The 18078-nt window shown below is 57.5% G+C and carries 14 protein-coding genes and 2 pseudogenes; 12 read left to right on the top strand and 4 right to left on the bottom strand.

Annotated features, from left to right (window positions below):
• Positions 1-20 precede the first annotated feature (20 nt).
• Positions 21-2369, bottom strand: coding sequence for an acylase (locus RHM68_RS11650; protein WP_322223084.1), 2349 nt, complete (start codon positions 2367-2369; stop codon positions 21-23).
• Between the two features lie 312 nt (positions 2370-2681).
• On the opposite strand from RHM68_RS11650, the gene RHM68_RS11645 reads away from it, so the two are divergent.
• A complete protein-coding gene (locus RHM68_RS11645) occupies positions 2682-3086 on the top strand; it encodes a fe2+ zn2+ uptake regulation protein (RefSeq protein ID WP_322223082.1) in 405 nt (134 codons plus the stop codon).
• Here RHM68_RS11645 and RHM68_RS11640 read toward each other — a convergent pair.
• Entirely contained in the window at positions 3076-3264 is a 189-nt protein-coding gene (locus RHM68_RS11640; RefSeq protein WP_322223080.1) for a hypothetical protein, read from the bottom strand. The two genes, RHM68_RS11645 and RHM68_RS11640, sit on opposite strands and share 11 nt — an antisense overlap.
• A 565-nt stretch (positions 3265-3829) precedes the next feature.
• On the opposite strand from RHM68_RS11640, the gene RHM68_RS11635 reads away from it, so the two are divergent.
• From RHM68_RS11635 to RHM68_RS11615, 5 genes are all read left to right on the top strand, one after another.
• A complete protein-coding gene (locus RHM68_RS11635; RefSeq protein WP_322223078.1) occupies positions 3830-5059 on the top strand; it encodes an MFS transporter in 1230 nt (409 codons plus the stop codon).
• Positions 5060-5088: 29 nt separating this feature from the next.
• The gene (locus RHM68_RS11630; protein ID WP_322223076.1) at positions 5089-6219 is read left to right on the top strand and encodes an acyl-protein synthase; all 1131 of its coding nucleotides are present in this window, start codon (positions 5089-5091) and stop codon (positions 6217-6219) included.
• A gap of 1 nt (position 6220) precedes the next feature.
• Positions 6221-8629 carry an acyl-CoA reductase gene (locus tag RHM68_RS11625; RefSeq protein WP_322223074.1) on the top strand — a complete coding sequence of 803 codons (2409 nt, stop codon included), beginning with the start codon at positions 6221-6223 and terminating at the stop codon, positions 8627-8629.
• 61 nt (positions 8630-8690) lie between these two features.
• A complete protein-coding gene (locus tag RHM68_RS11620) occupies positions 8691-9980 on the top strand; it encodes an AMP-binding protein (protein ID WP_322223072.1) in 1290 nt (429 codons plus the stop codon).
• Positions 9977-10921 (top strand): GNAT family N-acetyltransferase, encoded by a 945-nt coding sequence (locus RHM68_RS11615; RefSeq protein ID WP_322223070.1) that lies wholly within the window; start codon positions 9977-9979, stop codon positions 10919-10921. The genes RHM68_RS11620 and RHM68_RS11615 overlap by 4 nt, the downstream gene beginning before the upstream one ends.
• On the opposite strand, the gene RHM68_RS11610 is transcribed toward RHM68_RS11615, so the two are convergent.
• On the bottom strand, positions 10886-11836 hold the full coding sequence (locus RHM68_RS11610) for a LysR family transcriptional regulator (RefSeq protein WP_322223068.1): 951 nt from the start codon (positions 11834-11836) through the stop codon (positions 10886-10888). The genes RHM68_RS11615 and RHM68_RS11610 overlap by 36 nt on opposite strands.
• Before the next feature lie 119 nt (positions 11837-11955).
• Here RHM68_RS11610 and RHM68_RS11605 point away from each other — a divergent pair, with 119 nt between their 5' ends.
• Positions 11956-12951, top strand: a complete 996-nt coding sequence (locus RHM68_RS11605; RefSeq protein ID WP_322223066.1) for an aldo/keto reductase — start codon at positions 11956-11958, stop codon at positions 12949-12951.
• Positions 12952-13005: 54 nt separating this feature from the next.
• Here RHM68_RS11605 and RHM68_RS11600 read toward each other — a convergent pair whose 3' ends face one another.
• Positions 13006-13521 carry a hypothetical protein gene (locus tag RHM68_RS11600; RefSeq protein ID WP_322223064.1) on the bottom strand — a complete coding sequence of 172 codons (516 nt, stop codon included), beginning with the start codon at positions 13519-13521 and terminating at the stop codon, positions 13006-13008.
• A gap of 419 nt (positions 13522-13940) precedes the next feature.
• Here RHM68_RS11600 and RHM68_RS26700 point away from each other — a divergent pair.
• The 5 genes and pseudogenes from RHM68_RS26700 to RHM68_RS11580 all read left to right on the top strand — a co-directional run.
• Positions 13941-15071: pseudogene (locus tag RHM68_RS26700) on the top strand (cache and HAMP domain-containing protein); the annotation flags it as partial.
• A 342-nt stretch (positions 15072-15413) separates the two neighbouring features.
• Positions 15414-15932: pseudogene (locus tag RHM68_RS26695) on the top strand (methyl-accepting chemotaxis protein); the annotation flags it as partial.
• 151 nt (positions 15933-16083) lie between these two features.
• Positions 16084-16530 carry a DUF411 domain-containing protein gene (locus RHM68_RS11590; protein WP_322223060.1) on the top strand — a complete coding sequence of 149 codons (447 nt, stop codon included), beginning with the start codon at positions 16084-16086 and terminating at the stop codon, positions 16528-16530.
• Entirely contained in the window at positions 16530-16964 is a 435-nt protein-coding gene (locus RHM68_RS11585) for a YqaA family protein (protein ID WP_322223058.1), read from the top strand. The genes RHM68_RS11590 and RHM68_RS11585 overlap by 1 nt, the downstream gene beginning before the upstream one ends.
• A gap of 85 nt (positions 16965-17049) precedes the next feature.
• Complete coding sequence (locus RHM68_RS11580; RefSeq protein ID WP_322223056.1) at positions 17050-18069, top strand: alpha/beta hydrolase; 1020 nt, start codon at positions 17050-17052, stop codon at positions 18067-18069.
• Positions 18070-18078: the final 9 nt, after the last annotated feature.

Genomic DNA, 18078 nt, shown 5'->3' with positions numbered 1-18078 from the left:
TGCTTGACCCGTAGTTAGCGTTACTGAGCCAGCACCCGGCCCGTTTTATCATCGGACTCGCGAAGAGTCTGCAGCTGGTACTGCGGATCCGCTTTGATCTGCTGCTCGGTAAACGGCAACACGCTCAACTGCTTCCTGGAAAATGCCAAGGTCTGGTCCAGGGCGTATTTCGACGTCGGATCACTCGACAGAGAAAACGCCAACACAGCCTGAGCATGCGGACCTGTCTCATCGAAGGTCACCACCTGAAGATAGCTGGTGCCGCTGACCACTTCGAGTTTGCCGTCAGCTCTTGGAACGCCTTGAATGGCGTTGTAAATCCCTAGCCCGCCCGGTCCACCGTGGATCGGCGTCTGTTGGTTACCACTGCTGACCACCTGAATGTCGCCCCAACGGCTGTCAGCCTTAAGCCCCATCTTGCTGACCTTCTCCACCGACGCCAGCATCGCTTCGCGAATAGCGTTCGCGACGTCCGGGCGCTGAATAGCCAAACCGCGCGGCGTATGCTGCGGGTCCTTGGCGTCAAACACCACCCGCCAGATATCGGGGGGCCGCGCCAACGACTGCATAACGTTCTGAAAATGCACAAAGCCCAGACCACTGTCTAGATTCGCCTTACGATCCCAAGCCTTGAAACTGGCACACAGCGAGGTCAGAGCCGCCGTGTCAGAGCCCAGGTTCGTGCTGCACCATTGCAGCAGGTCTGGCATGACTTGGGATGCCTGATACACCTCGTCGTCCATCACCATTTGCTGCAAATCAAGCGCCGCCACCGGACCAACCTTGGCCAGCGCTCCCAAGCGTTCCAGAGCAAAGCGCGAGCGCAGTCCTAGCGGCTGAGCGTCCTGACTGATCAATGGCGAAAAACCGGTCAACGGTTGCGCCGGATTGGCCAACCACGCCGAATCGTTGGAGTGCTGCACAAAGTCTTTGCGCAACAGTTGCGGTAGGTGGTTGGCCGCATAAATACCCGGTTGCGCCGCATCCGGGTCAATGTCCCAGGCGCAGGCACTGTTGGAACCGTCCAGGACGATCATTTGCAACCCGGCGCGCGGATCGCTGCATTTGGCTAGCTTGTCGGCATTGACGTTCGGCACCACCGACAGGTTCATGTAAAGCGTCTGGCCCTGGTCATCCGCCGCCAAGGTGTTGACCCACGGTATGCCCTGAATTCGCTGCACCGAGGACTGCAAGTCTTTGAGGCTCTCGGCTCGGTTCATGGCGTACCACTGCTGTAGAACGCGGTCGTTTTCCAGATTGGCATCGCGCAGGCTGTAGGCGTAATGAGTGTCCCAATCCAGTTTGCCGGGCCACTGCACGATCGGACCGAACTGTGAGCTGAAAACCACGTGGGAAACCGACCTGATCTGGCCATCCGGTTGTTTCACGTCCACCGTCAGAGTTTGCTTGTCCAGCGGCAGAGACTTTCCATCCAGCAAATAGCGCGTCGAATCCTTGGGATCGAGTTGCAGGCGATACAAGGTGAAATGCTTGGACGTGTCAACCGTGTGGGTCCAGGCCACGTGTTGGTTGAAGCCGATGTTGATCATCGGCAGACCCGGCAGTGCCGCCCCCATCACGTCCAGCTTGCCGGGGATGGTTAGGTGCATTTGATAGAAGCGCATACCGCCCACCCACGGAAAATGCGGGTTGGCCAGTAACATGCCGCGACCGTTGAACGAGCGGTCACTGCCGATTGCTACTGCATTGCTGCCACGGTCCAGCGCAAACCGCTGCATCCGCTCCGCGGCGACCTGGAAGGACGGTGCCATAGCGCCCGCCTCCTGGGTCACGACTTTAGGAGGCTGGGCGCCGGCCAAGGCTTCGGCAAACTGGCCCACCCCACCCTCAACTAACAGGCGACGCGTCAGTTTCACGACGTCCTGGGCAGTCAATGCCCGCACCCAATCCCCCTGACACTGCTGTGGTAAACCTTGGGCGCGACGCTCTGCCAGCGAGCGGTTATAACCCGCAACATAACCATCGATCAGGTCACGCACCTCAGGGGTTTGCGCCTGCCAGAAACCGTTAACCGCCTGCGGGGTATTCAACCAATTGAAAAACAGGTCACTGGTCAGGTTTGCGCGCTGCTCAACGGTCAGTTGATCCGGACCAAAATACCGTGAACGTTCGCCATTGACGGTGACGACCTCATTGGCCAACAGGCACAGGTTGTCTTGAGCATACGCATAGCCGATACCGTAACCGAGCCCACGCTCGTCGTGCGCAAGAATGTGCGGCACGCCGAAACTGGTGCGACGTATATCGATGGACGCCTGATCCGACTGACGGAGGCTACATCCGGCAAGGTTCAGGCCTACCCACATGCCCAAAAAACTTAGCCTGGTCAACTGCCTGTAATTAATCACACTCGCTCCTGATCCTAAAAAGACTGAAACCAGGATGGGCGCAGGTTTTGATGGCAACGCAGTCGCATCGGACCCAGCCTGGGAAAATCGCAGCCTGCGCGTTACGCGCAATGTGCCTGGCCTTAGGAACGAAATGCCGCATCAGATATTTAGCCTGCACGGCAACGCCATCAGGCCCGACTCACGGGGCGCTGACGAGATAGCGACAAATTTTCTACATCAGAGCCTTCATGATCGTCTTGGCTCATACGTCTTATTGTTTGAGAGCACCCACCCCATTTTCATGATCAGGGTATGAAAAGGAGTTTTTGCATGTACAACTCGCAACTGCCAACGGACGGTAGTCATGCGCCAAAGAGCGTTTCAATGAGTGCCGGAGGCGACGCTTTCGATCGACCGACCGAGCGCAATGGCAACGAACGAATCAGACTGTTGCTCAAGAGCTTTGGCCTGCGCACCAGTCTCATTCGCCTGAAAGTTATCGACGCCTTACTGAGTGCGTCACTAAGCGAGCGCAGTCTGGGGGTGCGCGGCGTACACAGCCATCTGCTGGAGCTGGATATTCCACTGTCTTTTTTGAGCGTGCGCGAAGTCTTGAAGCGCTTGTGCAGTGAGGGCGTTATCACGCTAAACCCGGATAAAAGCTACAGCCTGCATCCACAGGCTGTAGCGATCCTTTGCTGCGAACTCGCTACGGGGGCATCGCTTAAGGCTTGACCTTGCGCCGCATCACACCATTGATGACCACCACGACCACTGCCACCCCAATAGCGATGTACTGGAACAGCTTCTCGCTGATGATCCCTGCATTTTGCAGATAGGAAAGGCCGAGCATCGTCCCCAATACCAACAGGGCGATCAGAATCGAGTATTTCAAACGTTGCGACTGGGTCATTGCGAATTCCTGAGCCTTTAAATGTATCCGATGTGTATCCGCCTGCATGCCAAGCCTGTACCTTTAAACGGGGATGAGGGGCAACAAACGGGGTCTCATGTTACAGCCGCTGAAGAGTTTTAGCTTCATGGCGGCGCTAACCATGAGGATTTTTAAATGTTCCGTCGCATTATGCTGCTCATCCCCCTGATTGCTGTTCTAGCCCTGAGCGGTTGTATCATTTTCCCCCACGGGGGCTGGCACGGTGACCACCACTACGATCATGGCGGACCCGGATATTACGAACACCGTTAATTCACGCGACTGACGTACTCTAACCGCGACACTCTTTAATAAAATTTTTAAAAATTGCCCGCTATGAAGCGGGCATTTTTTTATAATATTTTTTACTTTAACTACCGACCAGAACTACTCGCCGTTTTTTGTAACGACAACAGCAAACACCGTGCGCACGCCCATCAAAACACCCAGTAGCAATTAGCGACTGGAGTAATCATTTATTCGTGACTACTATCGCCGCACTAAAACCACCTCTTCTAAAACTTAGAATACCGACACCACTATTATGCAAAAAACATTAACAAATATTCGTCCCGCTCAAGGGATAGGATTCTGTTTGGCCATCGCTATTTTCGAACTACTGACCTACATGGCCAGCGACTTGATAATGCCCGCGATGTTGACCGTGACCGAGCAACTAGAGGCCAGTCCGAGTCATATTCCTTATGCGTTTACACTTTACTTGATTGGCGGTGTTCTTCTGCAATGGTTAGTCGGCCCGCTGTCCGATCAATATGGGCGCCGCCCTTTAATGCTGATCGGTTGTGCCCTGTTTGCACTCGCCTGCATTGCCGCCTATTCGGTGCAAAGTATTAAGGCCTTTAATAGTCTGCGACTGATTCAGGGCATGGGCCTTGGTTTTGTTATCGCCGTCAGCTATCCCGCCCTGCAAGAGGTTTTCTGCGAAGCCGACGCGGTCAGGATCATGGCTGTGCTGGGGAACATCGCACTCCTATCTCCGCTGTTGGGTCCGTTGCTGGGCAGCGTGTTACTGACCTGGATTTCGTGGCGGGAGCTGTTTGTGCTGTTGGGTGTTGCCGCTCTGGCAGTCTGGGTCGGGCTATTTTGGTTCATGCCAGAAACCGCGGGTGCCTCAAGGCGCGACCGCCAACCAACGACTCTCGAGCCGTTCCACTGGCGCGGGACTTTGCGCCGCTACGGCAGGTTGTTGTGCAACCGTGGGTTTGTGCTTTCCTCCATCGCTTTAGGTCTGATGGGATTACCGCTGATTGCCTGGATCAGCTTGGCGCCCATCTTGCTGATCCACGGCCAGGGCATGACGCCTATGCACTACGGGCTATGGCAAATCCCGGTATTCAGCGGGGTCATCCTCGGCAATCTGGTGCTCGGCCGACTGATTGCAAAGACCCCTCTGCCTCAACTGATCCGCTACGCACTCTGGCCATTTTGCTGCGGGCTCGTCGCACTATTAATCGCCGGCTTCTTCGGCACCTCAACGGCCTGGCTCGTCGGATGCCTGTCGATCTACGCCATCGGCATGGGCATGAGCAATGCCGCGCTGTATCGCTTGGCGCTGTTCTCCAGCAAAGACAGCATGGGGTTGGTGTCGGCCATGATCGGCATGATTTCAATCGCAATCATGGGCGGCGCGGGGTCGATGATCGCCGCGCTGGGCGCCGGGAACAGCCTTCAGTCATTCGCGCTGATCGCAGCAGTATCTGGGCTTGTAAGCCTGGTGCCGTTGCAACGTTTCCTGCGAAGCCACTGCAACTAGATTACCGACTGATTAGAAAAGGACTTTTTATGATTTCCCTGCCCCATACCGACGCCCTGTGTGCCCTGGCGCACCCTTATGACTTAGCGTCCGTGCCCGCGGGCCTGTTCGATCGAGCCATGGCTGAAATCTGCCTGTTTCATTGTCAACATACCCCTGGCTACGAGCGCTGGCTGAACAGACACGGTCTGGATGCCAACCAGCTGAATGACATCGACGACTGGGCGTGGCTACCCCCTATATTCGCTAATTTTTTCAAACAACAGTTGCTGCTCAGCACCACCGGCGAAGACGCGTTGGAGCTGACGTCCTCGGGCACCAGCGGCCAACAGAGTCGCATGCGTTTCGACAAACGCACCATGGACGCCGCCCAGAGCATGGTCAGCCGGATTTTTGAGCAGTACGGCTGGAACACACCGGACAGCCCCTGCAACTACTTGCTGCTGAGCTATGAACCCGATGCGGACAATCACCTGGGCACGTCTTACACCGACCAGTTTCTGTGTCGATACGCGCCGGCCAATCACATCGCCTACGCCCTGCGCCGCACCGGCGACGGTCACGAATTCGACGTATTCGGGGTCATTCGCGCCTTGCAAGCGTTTGCCGAAGACGCTCTTCCAGTGCGCATTTTCGGTTTTCCGGCACTGCTTTGGCAGGTGTTGCAACACATGGAGGCGACCGGCGTCGCAGCACTAAAACTGCCTGCCGGGTCATTGTTATTTTTAGGAGGCGGCTGGAAAAACCAGGCCGCACAGGAGATTCCACGGGCTCGGCTCTATGACCGAGTCGGGCGACAACTGGGGATCGAGCCGGCCCGCTGCCGAGACGGCTACGGCGCGGTAGAACACGCGGTGCCCTATATCGAATGCGCTCATCATCATTTTCATGTGCCGGTTTACTCGAAGGTATTCGTGCGCAATCCATCCGACTTCAGCGTCCTGCCCTACGGCCAAAGCGGCTTGTTGGAATTCGTCTCACCCTATATTTCGTCGAGCCCGGCCCACGCCGTGGTCATGAGTGACTTGGCGACCTTGCAGCCGGGCAGTGCATGCGGTTGTGGCGTGACCACTGACTGGTTCCAGTTACAGGGAAGAGCCGGCACCAGCACCAACCGCAGTTGTGCAATGGCTGCCGCCGAACTGATCGGGAGGACCTGATATGTACCTGATCAACGGCCAATTGCATGCCGACTTTCTCCTCGATACAGCCCTGGACAACCTGCACAAGGCATTGCCACGACTGCTGGCAAAGCCTCTAGACACACCCATAGTGGTCGACTCGGCAGCTCGCTTTGCCCATCGGTTGCAGAGCCGAGAACTGGACCTTGAACTGGACGACGAACAACGTCTGGCACTGATCGACTTCTGTCAGTCCGATAATCTGCACAGCAAAATCGAGCGTGAACTGGGCGTGCAACCTCATTCACTGAGGCGTATCGATTATCGGCAAGCGCGTTTCGAAAGCTGGCACCCGCTGGGGCTGGTGGTCCACATCACTCCGGGTAATGCGCCGATGCTGGCGTTTTGCGCAGTGCTGGAAAGCCTGCTGGCCGGCAACATCAACTGGCTACGCCCGAGTTCCAGCGACACGGGGCTGACAGCTCGATTGCTCGCGGCCCTGGGCCAGTGCGACGACAGCAACCGGCTAAAGGAGTACATCGCGGTGCTGCCCGTGCCAACCTCCCACGTCGCACGCCTCTGCACCCGCGCTGATGCCGTGGCCGCCTGGGGAGGCGAAACGGCACTGAAAGCCATTCGTCAACAACTGCCGGCCGGGTGTCGCTGGATCGATTGGGGGCATCGAATCAGCTTTGCCTATCTTTGTCCTGATGCCGCGCAACCCTGCGCACTCGATGCGCTGGTGGATGAAGTCTGCCGCCTCGATCAGCAGGCGTGCTCCAGCCCTCAATGGGTGTTGGTAAACAGCGACGACCCAGCGGTTCTGCGCGACTTGGGTGCGCGTCTGGCTCAAGCGTTCAGCCGCCGCGCAGCACACTGGCCAGCACTGATTCCGACGTTGCAGGAGGCCTCGGAAATCACCACCCACCGTGCCATCGCGCAACTGCATCAGTGTTTTTCCGGGCACATCGGTGAAGTCTGGACCGGCGCCGGCTGGCGGGTGATCTGGGAACACCATCGCACCCTAGCGCCCGCACCGCTGTTTAGAACCCTAATACTCAAACCCGTGCCGCAGCAACTGATGGCCGAAACCCTCTTACCTTGGCGTACCGTCCTGCAAAGTTGCGCCTTGATTTGCGCGCAAGACCAGACACCGACGCTGGTGCGGGCGCTCATCAATGCAGGTGTTACGCGTATTACGCCGGTCTCGGCGATCCATGAAGGCTACGCGGGCGAACCTCACGATGGTGTTTACGCGCTGACTCGTCTGAGTCGTCGCATCTCGGTGAGTCTGCCGCCAGACGTCTTGAGCGCGCAGGCCACCCTGGATGCGTTGCCTCCAGTGCCGGACACGACGCACCTGGCCATCATGGACAAAGCCGCGTTCCACGCCCAGCCCATCGAAAAAACGACGCAACTTTACTTCCGTTCCGGGGGCAGTAGCGGCACTCCGGCCTTGTCCGGCTTCAGCTACCGTGACTTTCAACGGCAAATGCGCGCCGCCGCTGACGGGTTGTTCGCCGCCGGGCTGGACCCGTCACGCGACCGTGTGATGAACCTGTTTCATGGCGGAAACCTGTACGGCGGCTTTTTCAGCTTTTCCTGGATTCTGCAACTCCTCGACGCCCCCCATTTACCCATGGGCGCGCCCACGGACGACGACTTCAGCGAAATAGCCCGGCTAATCGTCGAGCAGCAAGTCTGCGTGCTGATCGGCATGCCGAGCACGCTGCACCGTCTTTTTCTTAAAGAACAGACAACCCTGCGCGCGTATGCCGGTATCCGCAAAGTGTTCCTGGGAGGTGAGCACCTTGGGCTGGCCAGTCGGCAGTTAATGGAAAGTTGCGGCGTGTCGACGATCCGCTCGGCAATGTATGGCTCCGTCGACGCGGGCCCTTTGGGGCATGCCTGCGCAGCGACACCCGACGGTGTATTCCACTTGATGTGCGACACCCAGCACCTGGAAATAGTCGAACTGGAACAGGACGTACCGGTGCAAGGCACAGACGTCGGGCGCCTGCTGTTTACGTCCCGAGCGCGTCAAAACCAGAGCGTTCTGCGCTACGAAGTGGGTGACACGGGGCGCTGGGTGTCAGGACCATGCCCGTGTGGGCTCAGCACGCCACGGTTCGAATTACTGGCGCGTCACGGTCAATGGCTGCGTATTGGCACCGAGTTCATCTCACCTACGCAATTAATGCACTGCTCAGGCGTACACATTCAGATAGTGCTGGACCATGCACCCGACGGCGTTGAGCGAATGTCAGTTCGCGCCGAAGCGAACGCTCAATTGATTCTCGACCGATTGCTGGCCGATACCACTGTGGCAGCGGCGGTGTCTGCTGAACTTTTAATACTTGAAGTTATTCCCTGCCCGGTCAGTCAATTCGAGCGAAACAAACACAGCGGGAAAGTGCCTTTAGTTATTGAACGACGAACACAAAAATAATCGGTTTATTTTTCCACTAACAACTCATTTCGAAATATCCGATTACTGGAAGGGAACTCCATTGAAACGACTCTCTACGCTTGAGCAACTGGTGCATTACATACGTGAACACTCACCCTTTTATAACGAACACTTTAAAGATGTCCCTCGCGAGAACCTAACGTTAAGCGATCTTCCGTTGATCGATGTAGGTCATTATTGGTCAGCCAGTCATAACTTGGCACATTGGCCCGTGTTGACTGCACCCGTTGAAGACGCAGTGGTATTTAAAACCGGCGGTTCGACCGGGGTTATCAAACTGGCGGTTTACACTCACGAAGAATGGCAGGCGCTCGTCAGTGCGTTCGGTGAAAGCCTGTCCTGCCAACTGAACAAGGGGGACCGGATAGCCAATCTGTTCTTTGCCGGCGATCTCTATGCCAGCTTTTTATTCATCCACGACGCACTGGCTCACGCCACCGTCTCGATCAGCGAATTTCCCTTCACCGGTCATGTTGACTTTCAGGGGTTGGCAGCCGCCATTGGCGATCATCGAATCAATGTGCTGGCCGGCGTGCCGGCACAGCTACTGAAGTTCGCGGCTTACCTGACTCAACAGAACCGCGTGTTGAGCGAGGTCGACAGCGTGCTCTACGGTGGTGAAAGTCTCTTTGCAGGGCAACTGGCGGTGCTCGCCCACGTGTTCCCAAATGCCCGTGTTGCCTCAATTGGTTACGCCAGCGTGGACGCAGGGCTGATTGGCAGCAGCGACCGCGAAGCGGCCTTGGGCGAACATCGCGCGTTTGACCAACACACCGTGCTGGAAATCATCGATGAACACAGCGGTGAAATTATCGAAGAGTGCAATCGTGTCGGGCGGTTGGTGGTGACCAATCTGGGTCGCCGGCTGATGCCAATAGTGCGTTACCCCGTAGGAGACCGCGCCTGCTGGGTCGAGCCAGCCAATACGCCCAGACGCAAGTTCGCCCTCAGAGGGCGAAGCCTCCACAGTCAGCGCGTGCGCGTGGGCGTCATGTCGTTGCTGACCGAAGACATACAGGACACGATCAAGCGTCTAGGCAACAGCGATCAATGGCAATTACTCATCGAACACCCCCGCCACAAGGACCGGTTAAGCATCTATTGGGTGCCGGAACCGGGGACCACGGACATTGATCGGCTAAACCTCGCGCTGTATCAAGCGCTGCTGGATCTCTATCCGCAGATAGACCAACAGACACGCGATGGCCTGCTGGACTTTCGGGTCATGCCATGCTCCGTCACCGACCTCACCCTGCACCCTCGCTCAGGCAAGCAACTGCGTGTTCTGGACTTGCGCACCTATGCCACATCGGCGGAACCCAAGCGATGAGCACGTTGCTGTTTCGGCCCTTCAAAGCCAGCGATGCCAAGACCGTCAGTAGCCTGTTCCGTCAGGTCTACGGTGACCACTACGTGCTGCCAGATGTTTACCTGCCCGCGCTGATCACGCAGCACAACAGCGACGGGCGCTGGCAATCGATGCTGGCCGTAGACGGCTCCCGTGTCGTTGGGCATGCCGCGCTCTGTCGGCATACGCTCCACCCCGAGCACGCGGAACTGGCCCTCAGCGTGGTACATCACGACAGCCAGGGACAAGGGATCGCCACTCGGCTGGGTCACGAACTCATCGAACAGGCTGCGCCTGCGGCGCGGCAACTCCTGATCAAGCAAGTGACCCAACACCCTTACACCCAGCGCATGGCAGAGAGTCTCGGATTCCATTGCACCGGGCTATTACCGGACTATGTACCTTCGCCTTTCGCTGAACCCTGGGCGGAAAGCATCGTGATCGGCGTCCATCTGCGCAATGGGTACACCCGTCCGCTTCCTGACGTGGCGTGGCCGCGAAGCTGTCGGGCATTCATGCGGCACTTGTGTTCGGTGTTCGGCACCACCAGGGAAGCCCCGTGGGGCCCGATACCGTCGCTGCAGATGAAGCAGCATCACAAAAGGGTCGATGTCATCATCGGGCGCCTGACCCTGGATTTCCTCCAGCAGTTGATTCAACTGCCCGAGGATTGGCTTATTTCGGTAAGGCTGACATTGTCCAGAGGCTTTGCCAGGGACTTGCACGCGATGAGCGCCAAAGGGTTCACCTTCACCGGGGTGATTCCGGCCCCTGGCCAGGTTCACTGGTTCGCCCTGTTTCATCGCGGCGCCCAGGCGCGCCCGCTCAACTTGCACTGTGCGCATATGCAACAGTTGCAAGACAATCTGACGTTCGCGACAGCGCCGTTAGTTGGCGGCGGCGCCAGCCACTTGCGCCCTTAAGTCGCTGCGGTAGAAATAGTGCGCCGGCTGCCCGCAGAGTTCGACCAACCAGTCGACAAATACACGCACGCGTCGGGATAACTGGCGGTGGGGAGGGTACAGCGCCGTCATGGGCATTCCCGGTGGAGAAAACGCCCCGAGCACCTCACACAAACGCCCCTCCTTCAACTGCCGGGCGACGTGATAATACGGCGTCTGGATCAAACCATACCCAGCCTCGCTCGCGGCCAGATAACCATCGGCGCTATTGACCGAAACCTGCTTGGGCAGATTGACCTGCTGTACCTGCCCCTCGACCACGAATTCAAGCCCGTAGCGCTTGCCTGTGCCTGGAGAAAAATACTCCACCATCTGATGCCCCGCCAGATCGGCCAGGCACTGGGGCGCCCCGTGACGCTGCAAATACTGCGGGCTGGCGCACGTCACCTGATCCATCGTGACCAGCGGACGTGCCACCAACGAATCATCCAACACCAGACCGCCCCGCAGCACGCAGTCCACACCTTCACGAATCAAGTCCACTGGACGGTCATTCAAGCCGATTTCCAATTCAATCAACGGATACCTGGCGGTGAATTGCGGTAGGGCCGGAATCACAATCAGCCGACCTACCCCCGCAGGCATGTCCACCCGCAACAAACCCTTGGGGTTCTGTCGGGCAGCGCTGAACACCGCCTCGGTTTCCTCCAGATCCGCCAGCAACCTGACACAGCGCGGGTAATACGCCGCGCCATCGAGCGTCAGACTGAGATGTCGAGTAGTCCGTTGCAGCAATTGCACGCCGAGATGAGCCTCGAGTTGCTTGATCAAAATGCTCACTGAAGCACGGGGCAATTGCAGGCTGTCTGCGGCCTTCGCAAATCCACCCAACTCGACAATCCGCGTAAAAACGCGCATCGCGTTGAAACGATCCATGGCTCAGGCGCTCCTGGAGAATTATTTAGAATTTACAAACAGTGATAGCAGTTTTAGCCGGTTTATCTTGTTTCTGTCGAGATGAACACTGTGCGCTCACCTTCAAGGGAGCTGGCTTCATGCAAACACGTCAATTGGGTAAAAACGGACCACACGTCTCCGCCATCGGTTTGGGCTGTATGGGCATGACCGATTTCTACACCACCGGCGGCGATACCCGCGAAGCCACTGCCACTCTGCATCGGGCACTGGAATTGGGGATCAACCTGCTCGACACCGCCGACATGTATGGCCCACACACCAATGAAGAACTCATTGGCAAAGCGATTGCCGGCAAGCGCGATCAGGTGTTTATCGCCAGCAAGTTCGGGATTGTTCGCGACCCAGTCAACCCCGATGCCAGGGGCGTCAATGGTCGTCCGAGCTACATTCGCCAAGCCATCGACGGCACGCTCAAACGCCTTGGCGTGGAAACCCTGGACTTGTACTACCAGCACCGAATCGATCCACAGGTGGACATTGAGGAAACCGTCGGCGCCATGGCCGAACTGGTGCAGGCCGGCAAGGTGCGTTATCTGGGGTTGAGCGAGGCGTCTGCCGCCACTCTGGAACGGGCGAACAAGGTTCATCCGATCAGTGCCCTGCAAAGTGAATACTCGTTGTGGAGCCGCGATCAGGAAGACAACGGGTGCCTGGCCGCTTGCAAGCGTCTGGGCATCGCCTTTGTTCCGTACAGCCCACTGGGACGCGGCTTTTTGACCGGATTACTGAAAAGCCCGGACGACTTCGCGGCGGATGATTACCGCCGTTTCAGCCCGCGCTTTCAGGGGGAAAATTTCGCGAAGAACCTGCTATTGGTTCAGCAAGTCCAGGTGCTCGCTGCCGACAAGGGCGTGACGGCCGGGCAACTGGCACTGGCCTGGGTCTTGGCGCAGGGTGACTACCTGATTCCGATTCCGGGAACCAAGCAGCGCAAATACCTGGAGGAGAATGTCGCGGCGCTGGAGGTCACCCTCAGCCAAAACGAGTTGCACACACTGGAAGCGATTTTTCCGGCCAATGCCACGGCGGGCTTGCGCTATCCGGAAGCGGTCATGCAACTGCTCGACCGCTGAAGAATCGCCCTCTGACCCGCTCGATGCTTTGAGCAGGTCAGAGTGCAATCGGCATCAGGTCTTTTTCTTGACCGTCGAGCCGTTGCTCTCACCGTAGGTCTTGAGGTTCTGCAATACGTAAATCGCTTTCTTGTACTCAGGGACCAAGTAGTTAGCGTACTTGTTGCCCTGGAGGTTGTTGCTCTGGATGGTGTCCAGTTGCACGGCAAAATATTCCAGGGCATTGAATTTCGCGTCGGGGTTGTTCTGCACGCCAAATTTGTCGAACTTGTCGCCGGCGTTCAGCAACGTCAGGGCGGTCACATCACTGATGATGCCCTTCTGCAAAAGGAAGGTGCTCATGTTGCCCAATTGCTTAGCCGTCACGTTTTCCGGATCAAAACCCTTGACCTGCTTGAACAGCTGCATCGCGTCCATTTTTGTCCGGTCGAGCACCAGTGGATTAGTGCCAACCTGGGCCAGTATCTGTCGGGCCTTCACACTCTGAGTCAATGGTTTTGCGTCAGCGGCACCCTGACGAACCAGCAGACCCGACTTGGCCGTCCAGTTTCCAACCAGACCGATGGTCATGAGCGTGCTCCCGCCAGCGCGACGAAAATCGGATGACTTTGCAACGAGCGCATAAAAACTCCTTGTCTAAACGATATGAATAAACGGGAGTATCGATGCGAAAAGGCCATCTCACCTAAAAATATTTCTAAATTTTACAAAAATCGTACATTTCAGATACAAACCACCAAGCGCCTTATTTAGAGGGTATAAGGGCGGTCTTTCGCCAAGTTCACCAGCGGCGAATCGGGACTGACAGAGCCCGATAACCCTGTGTGTATCAATCGCGATACCTCGCTTGTTTTTAGTGCGCTTACTTCCTTTGCGCTTTCTTGCACGTTCGTGCCTAAAGCTCACCTCGCACAAGCCGATAGCACTTCCAAGGCATAGATTTGCCAATCGAAACTCAACAATAAAAACGCAGCACAAGGACCGGCCCCATGCCAGCATTCCGTACCATTCAGGCTCGCTACACCTTGTTTCTGGTCCTGTTCATCCTGCTGCTGTCGATCTTTACGGTCGTGGGCATCAGCCAGTTGGTCGCGCCCAAACTGCGTCACACCGAAGAACAGGTGGCGTTGAACCGCATCGCCGAAGTCGCGGAACAAATCCAGGGCGAACTGAACAAGGTGCAAGCGCAGCAACGCAGCATTACCCAAACCATTCCATTGCTCGACAGCGCCGCCATCGATACGGTACTGCCGGGTTTGGTAGATCAGTACGGCGAGCTGAAAGTATTCGGCGGAGGTATCTGGCCGTTGCCGGGTGAGCGTGAAGCCGGTCGTAACAAATTCAGCACCTTCTGGCACCGCGATGCCTCAGGCAAGCTCGCGGTCAACACGTTTTGGAACAGCGACGCAGCCCCCAACTATTACGACCAGAGCTGGTACAAGGGCGGTATGCAGACCCCGCGCGGCCAGTGCGCCTGGGCGGCGGCCTATAAAGATGACGCCAGCGCCGAGCCGCGCACCAACTGCGCCATGGCCATTCAAAAAAATGGCGTGGCGTGGGGAGTTTCAACCATTGACGTGACCCTGGGTTTCTTTAATGACCTGGTGGCGCGTAAGGAAAAAGACCTCGGCGCCGAGATGCTAATCGTCGAGGCCGACGGCAAAATCATCAGCAATAGTTCACGTATCAGCGGGCCGATTGTGCTGAAAAACATCAGCGAACTGGCTGGCAATTCGCCGTTCGCCAATCAGGTCAAGGCGGGCTTGCAAAATCGTGACCGAGCGCAGCGGGTCGAATTCGACGACAACGGCGAAGCCAGCACTTTCTTCATGCGCCCTATCGAAGGCTCGCCGTGGTTCCTTGCCACCGCCCTGCCGACCAAATTAATCACCGCCCAGCGTGACGATGTGCTCAACACCTTGAGCCTGTTGCAGATACCTATGGTGATTCTGTTAGTGCTGTTGCAGATCTACGCGATTCGCCAACTGATCCATCGCATGAAAGCACTGAAGGTCAACATTGACGCGCTGTCCGCCGGTGATGCCGACCTGACCAAACGCATCACCATCCGTGCCGAAGATGAATTGGGGGCTATTGGGCACTCGGTCAACACGTTCATCGCCTACCTGCAAAACATGATTGGCGAGGTCACCCAAGCCACCGGCGCCATGGCCTCCAGCCTGGACAACCTGCAACGGACCTCAGCACATACCAGCCAGATTCTGGTGCGTCACGCCTCGGAGACCGATCAGACCGTCACCGCGATCACCGAAATGAGTTCCACCGCCGACAGCGTCGCGCAAAACGCTGCCGAAACAGCCGCCTTCACTCAACGCGCCAGCGAACATGCAGATCGCTCTCGGGTCGTGGTCGGTGAAGCCTCCACCAGCGTAGTGGCGCTGATCGACGAAGTCGCCAGCGCTACCCATAAAGTCGAAAGCATGCAGCAGGATGCGCAGAAAATTACCGAGGTGCTCGGAGTCATCGGCGCGATTGCCGGCCAGACCAACCTGCTGGCCCTCAACGCCGCGATTGAGGCCGCTCGTGCGGGTGAGCAAGGTCGCGGGTTTGCGGTAGTGGCCGATGAAGTCCGTGCCCTCGCCGCCCGAACCCAGGCCAGCACGTCGCAAATCAACGAAATGCTCGCACGCCTGACCCAAGGCGTGAGCTCTTCAGTGACAGCGATGGAAAACACCCAAGCCAGTTGCCAGTCCGCCGCTGATGCAACGGCCCGCGTGAACTCCGGCCTGGATGAAATGGCCGGCTCCGTGAGCCACATCAACAGCCTCAGCACCCAGATCGCCACGGCCGCCGAGCAGCAAAGTGCGGTGACCGAAGAGATCAACCGCAGCATGGTGCAGATCCGTCATATGGTCGACGAGCTGGTGAAAAGCGGCCACGCCAGCGAGCTGAATACCCTACAACTGCTCGAAGCCAACAGCCAGGTGAGCGCAATCATGGGACGCTTCAAAGTTCGTTAAGCACTCGACTGGCAACGCTCCTGATGGCAAAGGAGCGTTGCCAAAAAGGTGGCGGCACTCTCGGTAGCACTTCGAAACAACCTCGCAATTCTTTATCGGAAAAAGCAGTCAAAATGCGTCTTTTTGACCGCCCCCCGAGTCGAGATTCCCTATGCGAACCCTCCTGCATCTGGCTGCCCTGAGCACCCTAATCCTTTCCCCTCTGGCCCAGGCCGCCGACCTGATGCCTATTGAAGTTCACCGCGACGCCAACTGTGGTTGCTGCAAAAAGTGGATCAGTCACCTGGAGGCCAACGGCTTCAAGGTTGAAGACCGCATCGAAGCCAACATGAGCGAATTCAAGCAACAGCGGGGCGTCCCGCCTCGCCTGGCGTCCTGCCACACTGCCGTGATCAATGGCCAATTCGTCGAAGGTCACGTGCCTGCCGAGCACGTGCTGGCCCTGATCAAACGTGATGATCTATTGGGCGTTGCCGCTCCTGGCATGCCCATGGGCTCACCGGGCATGGAAATGGACGGCACGAGCGACGCCTATCAAATCATAGGCCTGACCAAGCGCGGCACTGATGTGGTGGTGGCGGACTATCCGGCGCATTGATGTCCGGGGCGTACATTGGGTTGTTTTTTGCGGCCTTCGGTGCAGCAACACTGCTGCCCTTGCAGTCCGAAGCGGCGCTGGTGGGCCTGCTGCTCAGCGACCGGTATGGGCTCTGGTGGCTGCTGGCGGTCGCCACACTGGGCAATGTCCTCGGCTCGCTGCTGAACTGGTGGCTTGGCTGCCGCATCGAGCGATTTCGCGAGCGGCGCTGGTTTCCCGTGAGCCCGCGCCACCTGCAAACGGCCCAACGTCACTACCAGCGCTATGGTCATTGGTCACTGCTGCTGAGCTGGGTGCCGGTGATCGGCGATCCACTGACCCTGGTGGCGGGCGTCATGCGCGAGCCGCTGGGTCGATTCCTGTTGATCGTGACCCTTGCTAAAGCCGCTCGCTACGGGGTGGTGGCCATGGCCACACTGGGTTGGATGAATTGAACGCTCATGGCCCATCATTGCCTCTGGTTAATGTCGCCCTAATCACGCCGATCCAGCATCGGCGGATTCTTTGTGGAGTACCTCGATGTCTATTTCCCGCTGGCTGCCAAGCCTGTTATTAAGCGCCGCCTTACCTGTCCTCGCCCACGCCGAAGGCCCGACCTACGGCCCGCAGCTTGAGGGCTTCGACTATCCCTACACGGTCAAACACTTTGCCTTTCAGTCCCAAGGCAAATCCCTGCAAATGGGTTACATGGACGTCGCTGCCGAAGGCAAAGCCAATGGCCGCAGCGTGGTGCTGATGCACGGCAAGAATTTTTGCGGCGCCACCTGGGACAGTTCGATCAAGGCCCTGAGCGAAGCCGGCTATCGGGTCATTGCCCCGGACCAGATTGGTTTCTGCACGTCCAGTAAGCCGGACAACTATCAATACAGCTTCCAGCAGTTGGCGACCAACACCCACCAACTGCTCAAGGCGTTGGGTATTCAGAAGACAACGTTGCTGGGGCACTCCACCGGCGGCATGCTCGCCACCCGCTATGCCTTGCTGTTTCCCGACCAGGTCGAACAACTGGCGCTGGTCAACCCCATTGGCCTGGAAGACTGGAAAGCCCTCGGCGTGCCCTATCGCACCGTTGACCAATGGAATGAGCGCGAACTGAAAGTCACGGCCCAAAGCATCCACGATTACGAACGCAGCACTTATTACGCCGGACACTGGAAGCCTGAGTTCGACCGTTGGGTCGATATGCTCGCAGGCTTGAGTAACGGTCCAGGCAAGACCCAAGTGGCCTGGAACTCAGCGCTGATCTACGACATGATCTTCACCCAGCCGGTGTATTACGAGTTCAAGGACTTGAAAATGCCTACGCTGTTGCTGATCGGCACCTCCGACACTACCGCGATCAGCAAAGACATTGCGCCGCCAGCAGTCAAGGCGAAGATCGGTCACTACGAGGTGCTCGGCAAGCAGGTGGCGCAACTCATTCCCCACTCGACACTGATCGAGTTTGCGGGCTTGGGCCACGCACCGCAGATGGAGGAACCGGCAAAATTCCATCAGGCATTGCTTGGCTGGTTGAACAAAAACAACCCTGTTCGTTGATGAGGTAAG

The sequence above is a fragment of the Pseudomonas sp. DC1.2 genome, from assembly GCF_034351645.1.
Classification (GTDB): Bacteria; Pseudomonadota; Gammaproteobacteria; order Pseudomonadales; family Pseudomonadaceae; genus Aquipseudomonas.
Note: the sequence above shows the minus strand (reverse complement) of the source record. Positions and strands in the feature narration are given on the sequence as shown.

What these genes read in the sequence shown, in the direction of transcription:
- RHM68_RS11645 (WP_322223082.1), top strand. Translation starts at nt 2,682, where the DNA reads ATGTACAACTCGCAACTGCCAACGGACGGTAGTCATGCGCCAAAGAGC.
- RHM68_RS11640 (WP_322223080.1), bottom strand. Translation starts at nt 3,264, where the DNA reads ATGACCCAGTCGCAACGTTTGAAATACTCGATTCTGATCGCCCTGTTG.
- RHM68_RS11635 (WP_322223078.1), top strand. Translation starts at nt 3,830, where the DNA reads ATGCAAAAAACATTAACAAATATTCGTCCCGCTCAAGGGATAGGATTC.
- RHM68_RS11630 (WP_322223076.1), top strand. Translation starts at nt 5,089, where the DNA reads ATGATTTCCCTGCCCCATACCGACGCCCTGTGTGCCCTGGCGCACCCT.
- RHM68_RS11625 (WP_322223074.1), top strand. Translation starts at nt 6,221, where the DNA reads ATGTACCTGATCAACGGCCAATTGCATGCCGACTTTCTCCTCGATACA.
- RHM68_RS11615 (WP_322223070.1), top strand. Translation starts at nt 9,977, where the DNA reads ATGAGCACGTTGCTGTTTCGGCCCTTCAAAGCCAGCGATGCCAAGACC.
- RHM68_RS11610 (WP_322223068.1), bottom strand. Translation starts at nt 11,836, where the DNA reads ATGGATCGTTTCAACGCGATGCGCGTTTTTACGCGGATTGTCGAGTTG.
- RHM68_RS11605 (WP_322223066.1), top strand. Translation starts at nt 11,956, where the DNA reads ATGCAAACACGTCAATTGGGTAAAAACGGACCACACGTCTCCGCCATC.
- RHM68_RS11600 (WP_322223064.1), bottom strand. Translation starts at nt 13,521, where the DNA reads ATGACCATCGGTCTGGTTGGAAACTGGACGGCCAAGTCGGGTCTGCTG.
- RHM68_RS11590 (WP_322223060.1), top strand. Translation starts at nt 16,084, where the DNA reads ATGCGAACCCTCCTGCATCTGGCTGCCCTGAGCACCCTAATCCTTTCC.
- RHM68_RS11585 (WP_322223058.1), top strand. Translation starts at nt 16,530, where the DNA reads ATGTCCGGGGCGTACATTGGGTTGTTTTTTGCGGCCTTCGGTGCAGCA.
- RHM68_RS11580 (WP_322223056.1), top strand. Translation starts at nt 17,050, where the DNA reads ATGTCTATTTCCCGCTGGCTGCCAAGCCTGTTATTAAGCGCCGCCTTA.